Genomic DNA, 15,283 nt, shown 5'->3' on the forward strand with positions numbered 1-15,283 from the left:
AGGCTTGAGACGTAGGTCTCCCCGCACGTCACAGGTGATCGACAGGTCCCCCGCCGCAAGCCGCGCGGGGGACCAGTCGTTTAGGCTCGCGCCAAAGACAGCTGAGGTGGGGGAAGACCGAAACATGCGCGCCTTGCGAATAGTTGCCATCATCGCCGTCATATTGGGCGCCATCTTCGTGGCGGCCGACCGCATCGCCGTCGGCTACGCAGAGGACGAGGTGGCGAAGAAGGTACAGGCCAGCGAGGGCCTGGCCGAGAAGCCCGACGTCTCGATCAAGGGCTTTCCCTTCCTGACCCAGATCGCGGGCGGCGAGCTCGACGAGGTGGAGATCGGCATCGGGGGGTACGAGGCCTCCAACGGGGGCGACAAGGTGCTGATCGACGAGCTGAACGCACAGGCGACGGGGGTCACGCTCTCCGACAACTTCAGCTCCGCCACCGCCGCCCGGGCCACCGGCTCCGCGCGCATCGCCTACGCCGAGCTCCTGAAGGCCGCCAAGGTCGAGCCGGCCAAGCTGGGCCTGGGCGCCACCGCCAAGGTGGTCGGCCTCTCCGACGGGGGCAACGGCAAGATCAAGGTCAGGGTAGAGATCAGCGGCGGCGGCGCGAAGAAGCAGATCGACGTGCTCAGCTCGGCCCACGTCGAGGGCGGCGACACCATCAAGGTCGACGCCGACAGCATCCCGAAGAAGCTGGACCTGGGCGTCCTGGCCATCCCGCTCCCGGAGCGCGTGATCCGCGAGATCACGGACTTCGAGCAGAAGGTGCAGGGCCTGCCGACCGGGATCAAGCTCGACAAGGTCGAGGCGGTCGAGGAGGGCGTGGCCATCTCGGGCACGGCCCTGAACGTGAATCTCGCCGGCTGAGCCCGATCTGCGAGTGAGTCCGAACTGCGAGACGGAGTCGTCCGTACCGCAGATGTGATGGGCGCTACAGCGGCCCCGAAGCCTTGCGGCAGCAGGCTCGGGGCCGCTTTCGTCTTGCTATGTGGACGATCGCGTCTCACTATTCGGAGCACCGGTGACAGAGCCGCCCCTACGTCCCTACGATCGAGCGCATGAAGCGACAGGCGGACCTCACGAAGCGGCGGGCAGTAGACCTGTGCCGCGTCGCCGCCATGCTCTGTCGCACCGTCTGAGCGGGACGGACAACTCCCGCTTTCTCCGGACCCCTTGAGCCGAATCTCGCACTCGAGATGACTCGGGGTCACCCCGCGCCTCTGCGCGCACCCGCACCCCGCCATCCCGCATGCATGCCCCGCCGTAACTGCCCCGGAGGAGAAAGCACATGAGCCGCAGCGACGTCCTGGTAGACGCCGACTGGGTCGAGGCCCACATCGAGGACCCGCAGGTCGCCATCGTCGAGGTCGACGAGGACACCTCCGCGTACGAGAAGAACCACATCAAGAACGCCATCCGGATCGACTGGACTAAGGACCTCCAGGACCCGGTGCGCCGTGACTTCATCGACCAGGAGGGCTTCGAGAAGCTCCTCTCGGCCAAGGGCATCGGCAACGACACGCTGGTCGTCCTCTACGGCGGCAACAACAACTGGTTCGCCTCGTACGCCTACTGGTACTTCAAGCTCTACGGCCACGAGAACGTGAAGCTCCTCGACGGCGGCCGCAAGAAGTGGGAGCTCGACTCCCGCGACCTGGTCGACGGCTCGCAGGTGCCGCAGCGCGCCGCCACCGAGTACAAGGCCAAGGCCCAGAACACCGCGATCCGCGCCTTCCGTGACGACGTCGTCGCCGCGATCGGCTCGCAGAACCTGGTCGACGTGCGCTCCCCCGACGAGTTCTCCGGCAAGCTGCTCGCCCCGGCGCACCTGCCGCAGGAGCAGTCGCAGCGCCCCGGCCACGTGCCGAGCGCCCGCAACATCCCGTGGTCGAAGAACGCCAACGACGACGGCACCTTCAAGTCGGACGACGAGCTCAAGGCCCTCTACGAGGACGAGCAGGTCGACCTGGCCAAGGACACCATCGCCTACTGCCGCATCGGTGAGCGCTCGGCCCTGACGTGGTTCGTGCTGCACGAGCTGCTCGGCCAGGCCAACGTCAAGAACTACGACGGCTCGTGGACCGAGTACGGCTCCCTCGTCGGCGTCCCGATCGAGCTCGGCGCCAACTGACGTCCCTCTCCCCTCCCCCCTCAACTGACTTCCGGAGGCAGTGACTTATGTGTGGAGCGCAGGCAGGCGGCCCCGACGCCGCGTCGATCAAGCCCGGTGAGACCACCATCCAGGGCCAGGTGACCCGCGACGGCGAGCCCATCACGGGTTACGTACGGCTCCTGGACTCGACCGGCGAGTTCACCGCCGAGGTCCCGACCTCGGCGACCGGCCAGTTCCGGTTCTACGCGGCCGAGGGCACCTGGACCGTGCGTGCCCTGGTGCCCGGCGGCACGGCGGACCGCAAGGTCGTCGCGCAGACCGGCGGTCTGGCGGAGGTCGCCATCGCCGTGTGACGGCGGTGCACGTGGCTCAATGAACGGCCGGAGGGCCGCACCCCTGGGGGTTGGACGCTTACCAGGACGAGGGTGCGGTCCTCCGGCTTTTTCCTGCTCACGGTCCGGCTTACGCTGGAGACATGTACGCGCGAAGGCGGCACGTCTACTTCGCCATGATGGGCGCCTGCCTGGCCCTGTTCGTCCTGGCCTGGGCGGTCGTACGCCTCTGGTCGATTCCCGTCGCCGTCGGCATGTGCGTGGTCGCCATGGTCATCCCGCCGCTCGCCGCGATCGTCGCCAACCGGCGTGGTCCTGAGGACCGCTGGTGGGACGACCCCTCGGGGGACCGGAAGTCGGACGACTGGTGGGACGAACTCGACGGCAAGAAGCGCCGGCCGCCTCAGTAGCGTTCGGCCATTTCCGAATCGTAATCAGCGGGTGCACAACCCTCAGTGGGACTGGTGGGTCTTGTGTGCGCGCAGATACGGAAGCTGCGCTTCTAAGTCCTGTAAGTCCTGTGGGGGGACACGTTGGAAACGCAGTTGGAGGCACCGGAGAGACCGGAGCGGCGGCGCGGACGTGCGCTCATGCTGGTCGCGGCGGGGGCCCTGTTGGGCGTGGTCGCGGGGGTTTGCACCGGTTATGTGATCCAGGCGGACCGGAAGCCCACGGGCCTCGGACCGCTCTCGCAGCACGAGGTGCGGCAGGCCAAGAGCGTGGCCGAGGCGCCGGTGCCCGAGGTGGACCGTCAGGCCGAGCACGAGGTGGACCTGCGCAAGCTGCTGCTCAAGCGGCCCAAGGGCACGACCGGGGGCAAGAGCCGCTGGGTCAGGCTGGACGACTTCGCCCAGGGCTACACGAGGCCGGGCAGCGCCTTCAGCAACTTCAGCGAGGCGGAGATCCGGCGCACGGCGGAGGTCCGTTGGGTCCAGGGGTACTCGGCCGTGACGATCCAGCTGGTCCAGTTCAGGGAGGAGAGCACGCTCAAATCCGCTGAACACCTCAGTGTGCAACAGGGGTTCGCCGCCGAGGACAGCAGTGAGAAGGCCATTCCGGGCAGCATCGACGGCTCGGTCTACGTCGCCGATGAGCCCCGTCGCAAGGCCGGCTACCTGCCGAATTACCACGCCGCCGCCCATGCCCGCAGCGGCGATGTGGTCATGCACATCTATCTGTCGGACACCCGCCCGATCAGCATGAAGCGCGCCATGGACCTCGCCGAGCGCCAGTGGGAGCGACTGTGACCCAGCCTGAAATCCTGCAGTCCTCCGAGCACTTGGAGCCCTCGGACCCGTCGGATGCCGAAGGCTCCCCGGAGACCTCGGCGCCCCGGCGCCCACGTCGGGCGCTCACCCTCGCCCTGACCACCGTCCTGGCCCTCGCCGCGCTCGGCTCCGGCATCGGCTACACCGTGGTCAAGGTCGACGACGCCGACCGTACGGCCCCCACCAAGGCCTGGAAGAAGCCGAAGGACGCCAAGCCCGGCAAGGACGCCTCGCGCTGGACCGCCGAGGGACGCACCGACACCGCGCTCGCCAAGAGGCTGCTCCCGGTCCCGGGCCAGTATGAACTCGGCCCCGACATCGATGAGTACGGCAATGACGTGGTGCTGAGCGGCAGGGAAGCCGAGGCGGTGCTCAAGGAGACCGGGCGGGGCCTGTCGGCCACCGAGCGCCGGAGCCACCGCAAGGCCATCGACCGGCTGCGCATCGAGGGCATCGGCATGCGCTCGTACCAGGGCGAGTACGGCGACACGTTCGTCGCCGAAATCACGCTGGCGCAAATGAAGAACGGCAAGGCGCTGCGCGAACTCACCGAGTTCCAGGGCGAGTTGGCCGATGCCTTCCGGGGTTACCTGCGCAAGGGCCCGAAGATCGAGGGCCACAAGAACGCCCAGTGCTTCCTGCCGCCCAAGGACTCCAAGAACAAGCTCGACCAGATGTTCTGCACGGCCCACGTCGACAACGTGCTCGTCTCCTTCACGGCGTACGGGGCCAAGCCCTTCGACACCGAGGAAGCGGCCGTCCTGCTGCGCGACCAGCTCGACCACATCGACGCCCCGGGGGAGTACGTATGACCGAGCAGGCCGGACAGACCGGGCAGGCCGAGCGGCATGGGCTGACCGAGCAGATCAGCCCCGTCGAACTGGTCGCCACCACGGAGCCCGCCCCCGACGCACCCGAGGCACCCGCCAAGAAGGACCGCCGGATCCTGCGCGCAGTCCTCCGCTGGACCGCCGCCGTCGTGGCCTTCGGTGCCTTCGGAGCGGCGTCCGCGTACGCCGTCACCGAGAAGACGCGCACCGATCTGCCGGGCCTCGCCACCGAGAGCGACGGGCGCTGGGACTACCCGGAGATCGTCAAGCCGCCGCTGCCCGAGGGGGCGCCCGTCGCCGGGCTCTCGGACACGAACGAGGCCGAGATCCACCACGCCGACCTGCGCAAGCTCCTCCTGCCGCTGCCCAAGGGCGCCAAGGAGGACCGGAGCCTGCGGGGCAAGGGCGGCTGGCTGCCGGTCGGCCGCTATCTGGCGGCGTACGACAAGGTCGAGCGCGAGAGCCTGCGCTCAGCCCTCGACGGCAGTGCGCTGCGGCACATCGCGGCCCGTGGCTGGACCATGCCCGACGGCACCCGTACGCAGATCTATCTGCTGCGCTTCAAGACCGGGCCCTGGGCCATCGACTACTACCAGACTGAGATGGGCGGCGGCCTCGACCCCAACCGCCTGCTCACCGGCGTCAAGGAAGCCGAGATCGACAAGGCCTTCCCCGAGAACGTCACCGTCGAAGGCACCGAGCTCGACGTCTACGACGAGACGAAGCCCCGGGGCAAGGACCAGACCCGTCAGGCCTACGTCGTCGCCGGCGACACCCTCGCCCTGATCGTCCAGTCCAGGAAGGGCGCCGCCGAGGCGGTCCCCTTCCACCAGACGGTGATCCTGCAGAACCAGCTCCTCGGCTGACCTGCGGGGCGGGCGGCCCACGCGGCCGACCTCACAGAGAGAGCCGGGCCCACGCCGACTAAGCTGGGGCCCGGCCCTTTACTGCCCATCCCGCTCATCGAGGAGCACCACGTGCTTGAGGCATTCTTCTCAGCCCTGCTGGTTCTGGTCTGCGTCGGCGTTCTCGCCTTCGCCGGGCTGACCGTGAAGAAGCTGTACCAGGGTCAGCGCTGACCATCACCCGTACTGACCTGCACTGACACCTGTACTGAAAGCCGCTCATGATCGAGATCCCGTCCGACCTCCATCCTGACCTCCGACCGCTCGCCTTCCTGCTCGGAAACTGGGCCGGTGCGGGCGTCTCCGACTTCCCGGGTGCCGAGAAGTGCAACTTCGGGCAGGAGGTCACCTTCAGCCAAGACGGCCGTGACTTCCTCGAGTACCACTCGCACACCTGGGTCCTCGACGCCGAGGGCAACAAGGTCAAGCCGCTGGAGTCCGAGTCCGGCTTCTGGCGCATCGACAAGGACCGCAAGGTCGAGGTCGTGATGGTCCGCGACGACGGTGTCGTCGAGGTCTGGTACGGCGAGCTCGCCGACAAGAAGCCGCAGATCGACCTGGCCACGGACGCCGTCGCGCGCACCGCCGCCTCGGGTCCGTACAGCGGTGGCAAGCGGCTCTACGGCTATGTGAAGAGCGACCTCATGTGGGTGGGCGAGAAGCAGACCCCCGAGGTGCCGCTGCGGCCGTACATGTCCGCGCAGCTGAAGAAGGTCGTCTCGCCCGAGGACGTCGCCGCGATGGCGCGCAACCTGGGCGATCTGCCGGACGACGGCATCGCGTTCTTCAAGTAGATCGCGTTACTCAAGCAGTACGCAGAGAATTCTCAGGTTCCTTTGAGGCGGGGCCGGTACTCCTGGAGGAGTGACCGGTCCCGCCACAGTGCTTCTCGCCGACGACGAGCCCCTCATCCGTGCGCAGCTCGCCCAGACGCTGCAGCTGGCCGGCCTCGAAGTGATCCCCGTGGCCAGCGGTGTCGAGGCCCTCAACGCCGCGTGCGCCGGGGCGCCGACGCCCGATCTGGTCGTCCTGGACGCCGAGCTGCCGGGGCTCGACGGCCACGAGGTCGCCCGCATCCTGCACCGCGAGGCGCACCCCGTCCGCGTACTGCTGATCACCAAGCCGTACCGCCTGGAAGACGTCGTCCGCAGAACTCAAGCGCTCCTCGAGCAGAGTGCCGCCTAGACTGGCCGTGTGGTGAGCACCGACTGGAAGAGCGACCTGAGGCAGCGCGGCTACCGGCTGACGCCGCAGCGGCAGCTTGTGCTCGAAGCCGTGGACGCCCTGGAGCACGCGACCCCGGACGACATTCTGGGCGAAGTGCGCAAGACGGCGTCGGGCATCAATATCTCGACCGTCTATCGCACCCTCGAACTCCTCGAAGAGCTGGACCTGGTCAGCCACGCGCACCTCGGGCACGGCGCCCCGACCTACCACCTGGCGGACCGGCACCACCACATCCATCTGGTCTGCCGGGACTGTACGAACGTCATCGAGGCCGATGTCGACGTCGCCGCCGAGTTCACGCAGAAGCTGCGCGACACCTTCGGTTTCGACACCGACATGAAGCACTTCGCGATCTTCGGCCGGTGCACGGACTGCACCAAGAAGGCCAAGGCGGGCGAGGCTCGTACGACAGCCCCGGGGGCCGGGGAATAAGACGGTCCGCGTACGGGTCGTAGGGTGAGTGAACATGAAGAGCCCCTTGCTGTCCCTGCCCGGCGCCGTCGCGGGCGAAGGCGTCGACGAAGGCGTGGCCGCGCACTACGGCGACCTGTTCCGTGAGCAGCGCGCCCTCGCCGACGGCAGCGGATTCGTCGACCTCTCGCACCGCGGCGTCCTCACCGTCACCGGCGACGACCGCCTCAGCTGGCTGCACCTGCTGCTCACCCAGCACGTCACCGACCTCCCGGCCGGCCAGGCCACCGAGGCGCTGATCCTCTCCGCGAACGGCCACATCGAGCACGCGCTCTATCTGGTCGACGACGGCGAGACCACGTGGGCGCACATCGAGCCGGGCACGCAGGACGAGCTGATCGCGTACCTGGAGTCGATGAAGTTCTTCTACCGGGTCGAAGTGGCCGACCGCACCGAGGAGTTCGCGGTCGTGCACGTCCCGGCCGGTTCGATCGCGCCGGTCCCGGAGGGTGCGACCGTCCGGGAGACCGCGTACGGCCGCGACCTCTTCCTGCCGCGCGCTTCTCTGGAGTCGTACGCCGACGGGCACGGCCCCGCCATCGGCCTGCTCGCCCACGAGGCGCTGCGCGTCGAGGCGCACCGCCCGCGCCTCGGCTTCGAGACGGACCACCGTACGATCCCGCACGAGCTGGGCTGGATCGGCACCGCCGTGCACCTCCAGAAGGGCTGCTACCGCGGCCAGGAGACGGTCGCCCGCGTGCACAACCTGGGCAAGCCCCCGCGCCGCCTGGTCTTCCTGCACCTCGACGGCAGCGAGGTGCACCTGCCCGGCCACGGCGCCGAGATCCGCCTCGCCGCGGACGGGCCCGAGGGCCGCAAGCTGGGCTTCGTCACGACCTCGGCCCGCCACCACGAGCTGGGCCCGATCGCCCTGGCCCTGGTGAAGCGGAACGTACCCCTGGACGCCGACCTGCTCGTCGACACCACGGCCGCCGCGCAGGAAGTCGTGGTCGAGCCGTGAGGGCGGTCGTCCAGCGGGTGGACGGCGCGAGCGTCGTCGTCGAGGGGGAGACGGTCGGGGAGATCGACGGCGAAGGGCTCTGCGTCCTGGTCGGCGTCACGCACGAGGACACCAAGGAGAAGGCGGCCCAACTCGCCCGCAAGCTCTGGTCGTTGCGCATCCTCGCCGACGAGAAGTCATGCAGCGACATCGACGCACCGCTGCTCGTGATCTCCCAGTTCACGCTGTACGGGGATGCGCGCAAGGGCCGCCGTCCCACGTGGAACGCGGCCGCCCCCGGCGATGTGGCCGAGCCGCTCGTCGAGGAGGTCGTGGCCCAGCTGCGCTCGCTCGGCGCGACGGTGGCGACGGGGCGGTTCGGGGCGCAGATGCGGGTCTCGCTGACGAACGACGGGCCCTTCACGGTGCTGCTCGACATGTGAGGCACATGCGCGGGCAGTGCGCCGGCACATGCGTGGGCACATGCGCAGGGCAATTTCCGGTGCCGTGCACGGCGCGTAGGGCAAATCCCGGCGCCGTGTAAAGCGGAATCGGTACGTCACACTCCCTCGGCCTATCCGCCAATTAATGCCATGCACCTATCCGGGTCCGATCGAGTGCACTCCGCCACATCTCGGGCACGCGGGGTGGCACCATGCTGCACACGCGGTGCGCCGCACCGGTCGAGGGGACGGACAGACGCCATGAGCACACCGAGCACCGGGCAGCCGTCCGGCTCTGTACCGACCGCGCGCAGCGCCGGGCCGGTCACGCCCCGGCCGCCCACCCAGCGCACCGGCAGCCCGGGCGGCGGCGGGGGCCGGCTGCCCGAGGTCCCCGATCACGACCTGGCCGTCCTGCGCCTGCCCGAGCTGCGCGGACTGCGCCGGGCGTCCCAGCAGGACGAGGCGGACCTGAGCTATGTGCGCCGCCTGCTCCAGGGACGCATCGACATCCTGCGGGCCGAGATCGCCCGCCGCCGAGACCCGGCGGCGCCCGCCCCCGAGGCCGCCGTCGTCGAGCGGCTCTCCGAGATCCTCACCGACGCCCCCTCCACGCACCGCTCCTCCGCCCGCCACGTCACGCTCGGCACCCCGCACGGTGAGGAGTACCGGCGCCTTGCCGCCGAGATGCTCTCCGAGGTCGAGCTGAGCGACCTCGACGCCCGGACGGACGAAGAGCTGCACACCGCGATGGGACGCCTGGTCCGCTACGAACAGCAGGTTTCCCGGCGCCGGCAGCGCCTCCAGCGCACCGCCGACGATTGCAGTGCGGAGATCGCCCGCAGGTACCGTGAAGGCGAAGCACAAGTAGACGACCTGCTCACCTGACCCACCGGTCTCGGGAGCGGGCCCGCACCGCCCCGGAAGGCCGACGATGACCTCCACCGCTCCTGCCAGCCCTGCCGCCATACCGCCGGTCCTTGCCGAAGTCGTACGTTCCGGCTTCGTCGAGGGCCATCATCGGGGCTCACTGGTCCTGCTCGCGGCCGACGGGAGTGTGGACCTTGCGATCGGCGATCCGGCCGCGCCCGTCTATCCCCGCTCGTCCAACAAGCCGATGCAGGCCGCGGCCATCCTGCGGGCCGGGCTCGACCTCGCGGGCGAACGCCTGGCGCTGACCGCCGCAAGCCACTCCGGGGAACCCTTCCACCTGGATCTCGTACGCAAGATGCTGGCGCAGCACGGGCTGTCCGAGTCCGACCTGCAGTGCCCGCCGGACCTGCCGCTCGACGCGGTCGAGGCCGAGGCGTATCTGGCCGCCGGGCAGGTGCGGGAGCGGGTCACCATGAACTGCTCGGGCAAGCACACCTCGATGATCGCCGCGTGCGCGCACAACGGGTGGCCGACCGAGAGCTATCTGGCTGCCGACCACCCGTTGCAGCTGCTTGTACGTGAGGTGGTCGAGGAGGCCGCGGGGGAGCGGGTCGCCTCCGTGGGCACGGACGGGTGCGGGGCGCCGCTGATGGCGATCAGCCTGGTGGGCCTCGCGCGTGCCTTCCGGCACTTCGTGCTCGCTCCGGAAGGGACGGCCGAGCGGCGGGTCGCGGATGCGATGCGCGCGCATCCGGAGTTCGTCGCCGGGACGCGTCGCCCCGACACCTGGCTGATGCGGGAGGTGCCGGGTTCCCTGTCGAAGATGGGGGCGGAGGCGGTCCAGGCGGTGGCGCTGCCGGACGGGCGGGCGCTGGCGTTCAAGGTGGACGACGGCTCGACCAGGGCGCTCGGGCCCGTGCTGGCCCGTTCCCTGCGGATGCTGGGCGTCGACGCCCCTGTGGTGGACCGGATCGGGCGGTCGCCGCTGCTGGGCGGGGGCGTCGAGGTGGGCGAGATACGCGCGGCGTTCTGAGGGACGACGTCAAACGCCGGACGGGCTGACTCGGTCAGCCCGTCCGGCGTTTGAGGAAAGTCGCAGAAGGCCTTGGCTGAACCGGGCTCCCGGCTCCCCTCCGGAAGGGAGCCCGGTCAGCCGGACTGGGCGAGGAGCGCGACGATGAGGACGGCTCCGATGCTGCTGAACCAGGTGTTCTTCGCCTTGAGACCGATGGTCAGAATGACGAACGCGATGATGCCGAGCGGTCCGTACTTCCACTGGATGAGCTGCTCGAAGAGGATGGCGAGTGCTGCGATGGCGATGGCGATGATCGGCATGACGTCCCCCTGACGGTCCAGTTGGCGTCCTGTGAGGTTCCGCCGCCAGCCAGGTCTCTTGGTGGCCAACCTCTAGGACTTCTGACCATGTTCATCAAGTTGGTAACCAACTCACTGGAGTTATCTCCGCAAGGAATGGCTCTAACACCACCTTCACTGCAACTGCCCAAAGATGGCGGGAAGTTGTACAGTTTTGATGTGAGCTTGGAGCCTGCTGCCCATGGCGTCGCACGCGACGCTCAGGCCGACGCCGAGACCCGAGAGGTCGACGACGCCGCCGAGGTGAATGGCGCGGGCAGAAGCGCGCGACCTGCGGGGCCTGAGCGGCCCGAGCGGCCCGAGCGGAAGAAGTCCCCCGGCGAGGTCGCCGACGAACTGCGGTCCAGGATCAGGTCCGGACGGCTGCGGCCCGGCCAACGGATGCCCACCCAGGCGAAGTTGGCAGACGAGTTCGGCGTGGAGCGCGGTGCGGTCCGTGAGGCGCTGCGCACCCTGCAGGCGGAGCATCTGCTGGCCAATGTGACCAAGGGAAGCCCGGCGACGGTCGCCGACCGGGTGACGCATGCCTTCGCAGGTCCGGGCTCGGCGCCGCAGCCCACCATGGTGACGCTCGGGCCGCGGATCACCCAGGCGTTCGCCCGGGAGCACGTCGTGATCGACGCCATCTGTCTCACCTCCGTCTCGCTCACCCTGGCCATCGGGGAACCGCTGCGGCAGATCCACGCGGGACAGCGAAAACCGGCCAGGATCGATGTACGGGTGATGCTGCCGAGCCGCAACATCGACCTGGCCTTCCCGGTCCGGGTCAATGGTCCGCGTGCGGCCGACGGCGACCCGGTGCACAGCAAGTGGCTGGCCCAGCGCAATGCCCAGGGCCAGGTGCTGCGGCACAATCTGCAGGCGCTGCGGTCCTCGCACGGCATCGATGTGAATGTGGAGTTCCGGGCGCTGCCGTTCACGCCGCCGGTCAAGCTCTATCTGCTCGGCGGCGAAGAGGCGCTCTTCGCGTACTACACCCTCACCAAGCGCGGTGAGGAGATCGACCACGAGTACACGGAGATGTACGACGCACAGGGCATCCAGTCGATGCTCTTCGCCTTCGAGCGGGGGGCCGGACTGCGCGACACCACCTTCGTCGAGCAGTCCCATCTGTGGTTCGACGCGCTGTGGAACACGATCAGCCAGGACCTGCTGCTGTCCGAGCCGCGGCACGGATCGCCAGGACACGGATCATCGGGACACGGATCGTCAGGGCAAGAGCCCTCAGGGCGCGGGTCGCGTCATCATGAGGACGAGCACTATCGCTCCGATCGAGCTGCACGTGGGATTCCTGGCCTTGATGCCGATGGTGAGCAGTAGCAGACCGATGATCCCCATCGGTCCGTACCGCCAGCTGACAAGCGACTCGAACCCCACCACGAAGGTGGCACCGAGTAAGGCGATGAAAGGCATCCTGCTTCCCCCTCCCTTGCCATCTTGGCTGAGTTGGTAACCAACTCCATTGAAGTTGTCCCCACTTGGTCACCAGTCATAAACAACTTCCCAACACCTGACGGGAGATGGCTGGGAGTTGTACCGTTTGGTCGTGACCCAGGAGAACGTTGTGGTGAACGGCAGAAAGCCCTCGTACCAGGACATCGCCGACGAGCTGCGCGACCGCATCAAGAGCGGTGACCTGCCCCCCGGCAGCCGGTTGCCAACTCAGGCGAAGTTGGCAGACGAGTTCGGCGTGGAGCGCGGTGCGATCCGCGCGGCACTGAAGGCCCTCGCGGACGACGGGCTGCTGATCAATGTCACCAAGGGCAGCCCGCCGCAGGTCGCGGCCGCCGCCACCCAGGCCGCGGCGGAGCCGCAGCCCACGATGGTCGGTCTGGCTCCGCGCATGACCGAGGCGTTCTCCGCCCGGCAGGTCCGCATCGACGCGATCTGTCTCACCGCGGAGACCCTGATGCTGGCCCTCGGCGAGCCGCTCCGCCAGATCCACGAGGGCCGGCTGCACCCCGAGTCCGTGACCGTCCGCATCCTGCTGCCCAGCAGCCAGATCGACCTGGCCTTCCCGGTGGCGACCGAGGAACCGGACGACGGCAACCCCGTACACAGCCGCTGGCTGGCCCAGCGCAACGCCCAGGGCCAGGTGCTGCGGCACAATCTGCAGGCCCTGCGGTCCTCGCACGGCATCGATGTACAGGTCGAGTTCAAGGCCCTGCCGTTCACGCCGCCGATCAAGCTCTATCTGCTCAACGGCAGCGAGGCGCTCTTCGCGTACTACTTGGTGACCAAGCGCGAGGAGGAGATCGACAGCGCCCGCTTCGAGATGTTCGACGTCCTCGGCACGCAGTCGCTGCTCTTCTCGTTCGAGCAGCGGGCGGGGCAGCGGGACGAGGCGTATGTGCAGGAGTCGCAGAAGTGGTTCGACGCCCTCTGGAACACGATCAGCCTGGACCTGACACTCTCTTAGGTGACTGCTGATTCGAGAATCGATTCGATGCGGGTGGGCCAGGTGACCGAAGAGCTCAAGCGGCTGGTCTGGGCGGCAGAGAATGTGCTCTTCGACTTCGACGGGCCCATCTGCCGACTCTTCGCGGGCCGTTCGGCGCAACAGGTCTCCGAAAACCTGGAGTCCTGGCTCGACGCCGAGGGCCGGGGTGCGCTCCTGACCAAGGACGAGAGAGGGGCGGCGGACCCGATTTCCCTGCTGCACAAGGCCGACGCTCGTGACACGGAGGGCGCCGTCCTGCACGCCTTCGAGGCCACGCTCGCAGCGGAGGAGCTACGTGCCGCGGACACGGCCTACCCCACTCCGTACGCGGACGTGCTCATCCAGACCTGGAGCGCGCTGGGCGTGGGGCTCGCGATCGCCAGCAACAACTCCGAGGGTGCGGTGCGGCGTTACCTGGAGATCCGCTCCCTCTCACGCTGCTTCGCCGGGCACATCTACGGCCGCTCGCACGAGCTGCACCGCCTCAAGCCGCATCCCGACTGCGTCTACCGAGCCCTCGACTCCCTGGGTGCGGACGCGGCGGGCTCCCTGATGATCGGGGACACCCCGGCCGACTTCGAGGCGGCGCGCAAGGCCGGGGTCGCCTTCCTGGGCTACGGCCGCGACGAGCGCCGCGAGCAGCGGCTCCGGGCGGCCGGGGCCGAGCACGTGGTCGGCTCGCTGGAGCCGGTGCTCAAGCTGGTCCGCCGCCGGCCGCACGGCGAGTAGGCCTCACAGCTGAGCCGGCGAGACCGCGACCAAGGTGACCCCCACCGCCGCGCAGGCAGTGCTGCGCGCGCGAACGCCGACGCCGATCAGCAGCAGGCCGATCAGCGCCAGGGCCCCGCCCTTCAGCTGCACCGTCTGCTGCACCCACATGACCAGCAAGCCCGTCACCAGCTCGACCGCGATCATTCTCCCCACCCACTTCCCTGCCAATTGGACTGATTGGACTTGAAGTGGTTGTCCCCGGTCGAGAAGATCAGGACACCAACAGGCCTATGGCATATGAGATTTGACTGAAAGTGGTTTGTAGGCTGACTGGTGGAGGTACGGTCGGCTTGTGAGCGACGGTCGGGCCGGCGACGGAGGCGGCAAGGAGTTCCAGCGCGTCTCCGACGTGCTGCACGCTCGGCTGTCCGACGGCACCTATCCCATGGGGCATCGCCTTCCCTCGCAGCGTGAACTGGCCCAGGAGCTCCATGTCTCCCGGGACACCATCCAGCGGGTCTTCGCGGAGTTGGTCAACGAGGAGTGGATCGAGTCCCGGCAGGGCAGCGGCTCGCGCGTGGTGCGGGCCCAGGAAGTCCGCTCGAGTCCGCCGCAGGACCGTGGGGAGCCGATCACGCTCGGCCCGTTGATCTCGGCCGCCTTCGAGAGCCCGCGGGTGAGCCTCGATGTCTTCACGCTGACGTCTGAATCGCTGGATACCCACATCAGGCTGCAGGCAGAACGGGTACGTGCCGGGGTGATCTCCCCCGACCAGATCAACGTGCGCATGCTCCTGCCGTCGGAAGCGATACCGCACCCCTATCCGCGTGCCAAGAACGACAGCGACGACACGCGCCCGCAGGAGCGTCTCAAAGAGATCACCCGCAGGCACACCTACTCGCTGCGGACCCTCTTGCGGGACCTTCAAGTCGAGAGGCTGGTGCCTGCCACCCGGTTGGAGATCCGCCGAGTACCACTGACCCCGGCCAACAAGCTGTACCTGCTCAATGGGACGGAGGCGCTGTTCGGTCCGTACGAGGTCCTGGAGCGCCCGATCCTGCTCGACAGCGGTGAGGAGATCGAGGCCCTCGACGTCCTCGGCCTGGGCTCGCCCCTCGCTCACTTCGTGAAGGACGACGACCCCCGCTCCCAGCGCTCCGTCTTCGTCACCTCCATGCAAGCCTGGTTCGACTCCTGCTGGAACCTGCTCGCGGAGGACTGCGTCTGACCGGCTGAGTCCGGGATTGCTCCACCGACAATCCACTCAAGGGTTGCATTCTCCTGTTGTGGCAGGGGATACCCGAAGCCGGACACTAGGGTGTGCAACGCCAAGCAGTCTGACGTCCCGCGTGTGC

Annotated in this window: 21 protein-coding genes and 1 pseudogene; 19 read left to right on the top strand and 3 right to left on the bottom strand. The window is 68.4% G+C overall.

Features of this window, described 5'->3' with window-relative positions; all coding sequences use genetic code 11:
- Nucleotides 1-124 precede the first annotated feature (124 nt).
- The 15 genes from OG430_RS26845 to OG430_RS26910 all read left to right on the top strand — a co-directional run bounded on the left by OG430_RS26845 (nucleotide 125) and on the right by OG430_RS26910 (nucleotide 10,436).
- Nucleotides 125-868, top strand: a complete 744-nt coding sequence (locus OG430_RS26845; protein WP_327355158.1) for an LmeA family phospholipid-binding protein — start codon at nucleotides 125-127, stop codon at nucleotides 866-868.
- A gap of 191 nt (nucleotides 869-1,059) precedes the next feature.
- Nucleotides 1,060-1,140: a putative leader peptide gene (locus tag OG430_RS49505; RefSeq protein ID WP_350203226.1), complete on the top strand. Its 81-nt coding sequence runs from the start codon at nucleotides 1,060-1,062 to the stop codon at nucleotides 1,138-1,140.
- 149 nt (nucleotides 1,141-1,289) lie between these two features.
- Nucleotides 1,290-2,132: a sulfurtransferase gene (locus tag OG430_RS26850; RefSeq protein ID WP_327355159.1), complete on the top strand. Its 843-nt coding sequence runs from the start codon at nucleotides 1,290-1,292 to the stop codon at nucleotides 2,130-2,132.
- Between the two features lie 47 nt (nucleotides 2,133-2,179).
- The gene (locus OG430_RS26855; RefSeq protein ID WP_327355160.1) at nucleotides 2,180-2,467 is read left to right on the top strand and encodes a DUF1416 domain-containing protein; all 288 of its coding nucleotides are present in this window, start codon (nucleotides 2,180-2,182) and stop codon (nucleotides 2,465-2,467) included.
- Between the two features lie 122 nt (nucleotides 2,468-2,589).
- Nucleotides 2,590-2,856 (top strand): DUF3099 domain-containing protein, encoded by a 267-nt coding sequence (locus tag OG430_RS26860; protein ID WP_327355161.1) that lies wholly within the window; start codon nucleotides 2,590-2,592, stop codon nucleotides 2,854-2,856.
- A gap of 180 nt (nucleotides 2,857-3,036) precedes the next feature.
- On the top strand, nucleotides 3,037-3,693 hold the full coding sequence (locus OG430_RS26865; RefSeq protein ID WP_327355162.1) for a hypothetical protein: 657 nt from the start codon (nucleotides 3,037-3,039) through the stop codon (nucleotides 3,691-3,693).
- Nucleotides 3,690-4,526: a hypothetical protein gene (locus OG430_RS26870; protein WP_327355163.1), complete on the top strand. Its 837-nt coding sequence runs from the start codon at nucleotides 3,690-3,692 to the stop codon at nucleotides 4,524-4,526. Before OG430_RS26865 ends, OG430_RS26870 begins: the two co-directional genes overlap by 4 nt.
- A complete protein-coding gene (locus OG430_RS26875; protein WP_327355164.1) occupies nucleotides 4,523-5,410 on the top strand; it encodes a hypothetical protein in 888 nt (295 codons plus the stop codon). The genes OG430_RS26870 and OG430_RS26875 overlap by 4 nt, the downstream gene beginning before the upstream one ends.
- Before the next feature lie 260 nt (nucleotides 5,411-5,670).
- Entirely contained in the window at nucleotides 5,671-6,243 is a 573-nt protein-coding gene (locus OG430_RS26880) for an FABP family protein (protein ID WP_327355165.1), read from the top strand.
- Nucleotides 6,244-6,313: 70 nt separating this feature from the next.
- On the top strand, nucleotides 6,314-6,634 hold the full coding sequence (locus OG430_RS26885) for a response regulator transcription factor (RefSeq protein ID WP_327355166.1): 321 nt from the start codon (nucleotides 6,314-6,316) through the stop codon (nucleotides 6,632-6,634).
- 9 nt (nucleotides 6,635-6,643) lie between these two features.
- Nucleotides 6,644-7,108, top strand: coding sequence for a Fur family transcriptional regulator (locus tag OG430_RS26890; protein ID WP_327355167.1), 465 nt, complete (start codon nucleotides 6,644-6,646; stop codon nucleotides 7,106-7,108).
- 34 nt (nucleotides 7,109-7,142) lie between these two features.
- Nucleotides 7,143-8,108 carry a CAF17-like 4Fe-4S cluster assembly/insertion protein YgfZ gene (ygfZ, locus tag OG430_RS26895; protein WP_327355168.1) on the top strand — a complete coding sequence of 322 codons (966 nt, stop codon included), beginning with the start codon at nucleotides 7,143-7,145 and terminating at the stop codon, nucleotides 8,106-8,108.
- Complete coding sequence (dtd, locus tag OG430_RS26900) at nucleotides 8,105-8,530, top strand: D-aminoacyl-tRNA deacylase (RefSeq protein ID WP_327355169.1); 426 nt, start codon at nucleotides 8,105-8,107, stop codon at nucleotides 8,528-8,530. The genes ygfZ and dtd overlap by 4 nt, the downstream gene beginning before the upstream one ends.
- Before the next feature lie 261 nt (nucleotides 8,531-8,791).
- The gene (locus tag OG430_RS26905; RefSeq protein ID WP_327355170.1) at nucleotides 8,792-9,418 is read left to right on the top strand and encodes an RsiG family protein; all 627 of its coding nucleotides are present in this window, start codon (nucleotides 8,792-8,794) and stop codon (nucleotides 9,416-9,418) included.
- Between the two features lie 46 nt (nucleotides 9,419-9,464).
- A complete protein-coding gene (locus OG430_RS26910; RefSeq protein WP_327355171.1) occupies nucleotides 9,465-10,436 on the top strand; it encodes an asparaginase in 972 nt (323 codons plus the stop codon).
- 116 nt (nucleotides 10,437-10,552) lie between these two features.
- Here OG430_RS26910 and OG430_RS26915 read toward each other — a convergent pair whose 3' ends face one another.
- Entirely contained in the window at nucleotides 10,553-10,738 is a 186-nt protein-coding gene (locus OG430_RS26915) for a hypothetical protein (RefSeq protein ID WP_327355172.1), read from the bottom strand.
- A gap of 282 nt (nucleotides 10,739-11,020) precedes the next feature.
- Here OG430_RS26915 and OG430_RS26920 point away from each other — a divergent pair.
- Nucleotides 11,021-11,938, top strand: a pseudogene (locus OG430_RS26920) (FadR/GntR family transcriptional regulator); the annotation flags it as partial.
- 63 nt (nucleotides 11,939-12,001) lie between these two features.
- On the opposite strand, the gene OG430_RS26925 reads toward OG430_RS26920, so the two are convergent.
- On the bottom strand, nucleotides 12,002-12,190 hold the full coding sequence (locus tag OG430_RS26925; protein WP_327355173.1) for a hypothetical protein: 189 nt from the start codon (nucleotides 12,188-12,190) through the stop codon (nucleotides 12,002-12,004).
- A 127-nt stretch (nucleotides 12,191-12,317) separates the two neighbouring features.
- On the opposite strand from OG430_RS26925, the gene OG430_RS26930 reads away from it, so the two are divergent.
- Nucleotides 12,318-13,196 (top strand): winged helix-turn-helix domain-containing protein, encoded by an 879-nt coding sequence (locus tag OG430_RS26930; RefSeq protein WP_327355174.1) that lies wholly within the window; start codon nucleotides 12,318-12,320, stop codon nucleotides 13,194-13,196.
- A 27-nt stretch (nucleotides 13,197-13,223) separates the two neighbouring features.
- Entirely contained in the window at nucleotides 13,224-13,946 is a 723-nt protein-coding gene (locus tag OG430_RS26935; RefSeq protein WP_327355175.1) for an HAD family hydrolase, read from the top strand.
- Between the two features lie 3 nt (nucleotides 13,947-13,949).
- Here the strand turns inward: OG430_RS26935 and OG430_RS26940 are convergent, their stop codons facing one another.
- Nucleotides 13,950-14,132 carry a hypothetical protein gene (locus OG430_RS26940; protein ID WP_327355176.1) on the bottom strand — a complete coding sequence of 61 codons (183 nt, stop codon included), beginning with the start codon at nucleotides 14,130-14,132 and terminating at the stop codon, nucleotides 13,950-13,952.
- A 148-nt stretch (nucleotides 14,133-14,280) separates the two neighbouring features.
- On the opposite strand from OG430_RS26940, the gene OG430_RS26945 reads away from it, so the two are divergent.
- Nucleotides 14,281-15,156 carry a winged helix-turn-helix domain-containing protein gene (locus tag OG430_RS26945; protein WP_327355177.1) on the top strand — a complete coding sequence of 292 codons (876 nt, stop codon included), beginning with the start codon at nucleotides 14,281-14,283 and terminating at the stop codon, nucleotides 15,154-15,156.
- Nucleotides 15,157-15,283 lie beyond the last annotated feature (127 nt).

It is taken from the genome of Streptomyces sp. NBC_01304, assembly GCF_035975855.1.
GTDB lineage: Bacteria > Actinomycetota > Actinomycetes > Streptomycetales > Streptomycetaceae > Streptomyces.

What these genes read in the sequence shown, in the direction of transcription:
- OG430_RS26910 (WP_327355171.1), top strand. Translation starts at nt 9,465, where the DNA reads ATGACCTCCACCGCTCCTGCCAGCCCTGCCGCCATACCGCCGGTCCTT.
- OG430_RS26925 (WP_327355173.1), bottom strand. Translation starts at nt 12,190, where the DNA reads ATGCCTTTCATCGCCTTACTCGGTGCCACCTTCGTGGTGGGGTTCGAG.
- OG430_RS26905 (WP_327355170.1), top strand. Translation starts at nt 8,792, where the DNA reads ATGAGCACACCGAGCACCGGGCAGCCGTCCGGCTCTGTACCGACCGCG.
- OG430_RS26915 (WP_327355172.1), bottom strand. Translation starts at nt 10,738, where the DNA reads ATGCCGATCATCGCCATCGCCATCGCAGCACTCGCCATCCTCTTCGAG.
- OG430_RS26865 (WP_327355162.1), top strand. Translation starts at nt 3,037, where the DNA reads ATGCTGGTCGCGGCGGGGGCCCTGTTGGGCGTGGTCGCGGGGGTTTGC.
- OG430_RS26940 (WP_327355176.1), bottom strand. Translation starts at nt 14,132, where the DNA reads ATGATCGCGGTCGAGCTGGTGACGGGCTTGCTGGTCATGTGGGTGCAG.
- OG430_RS26855 (WP_327355160.1), top strand. Translation starts at nt 2,180, where the DNA reads ATGTGTGGAGCGCAGGCAGGCGGCCCCGACGCCGCGTCGATCAAGCCC.
- OG430_RS49505 (WP_350203226.1), top strand. Translation starts at nt 1,060, where the DNA reads ATGAAGCGACAGGCGGACCTCACGAAGCGGCGGGCAGTAGACCTGTGC.
- ygfZ (WP_327355168.1), top strand. Translation starts at nt 7,143, where the DNA reads ATGAAGAGCCCCTTGCTGTCCCTGCCCGGCGCCGTCGCGGGCGAAGGC.
- OG430_RS26860 (WP_327355161.1), top strand. Translation starts at nt 2,590, where the DNA reads ATGTACGCGCGAAGGCGGCACGTCTACTTCGCCATGATGGGCGCCTGC.
- OG430_RS26850 (WP_327355159.1), top strand. Translation starts at nt 1,290, where the DNA reads ATGAGCCGCAGCGACGTCCTGGTAGACGCCGACTGGGTCGAGGCCCAC.
- OG430_RS26845 (WP_327355158.1), top strand. Translation starts at nt 125, where the DNA reads ATGCGCGCCTTGCGAATAGTTGCCATCATCGCCGTCATATTGGGCGCC.
- OG430_RS26935 (WP_327355175.1), top strand. Translation starts at nt 13,224, where the DNA reads ATGCGGGTGGGCCAGGTGACCGAAGAGCTCAAGCGGCTGGTCTGGGCG.
- OG430_RS26875 (WP_327355164.1), top strand. Translation starts at nt 4,523, where the DNA reads ATGACCGAGCAGGCCGGACAGACCGGGCAGGCCGAGCGGCATGGGCTG.
- OG430_RS26880 (WP_327355165.1), top strand. Translation starts at nt 5,671, where the DNA reads ATGATCGAGATCCCGTCCGACCTCCATCCTGACCTCCGACCGCTCGCC.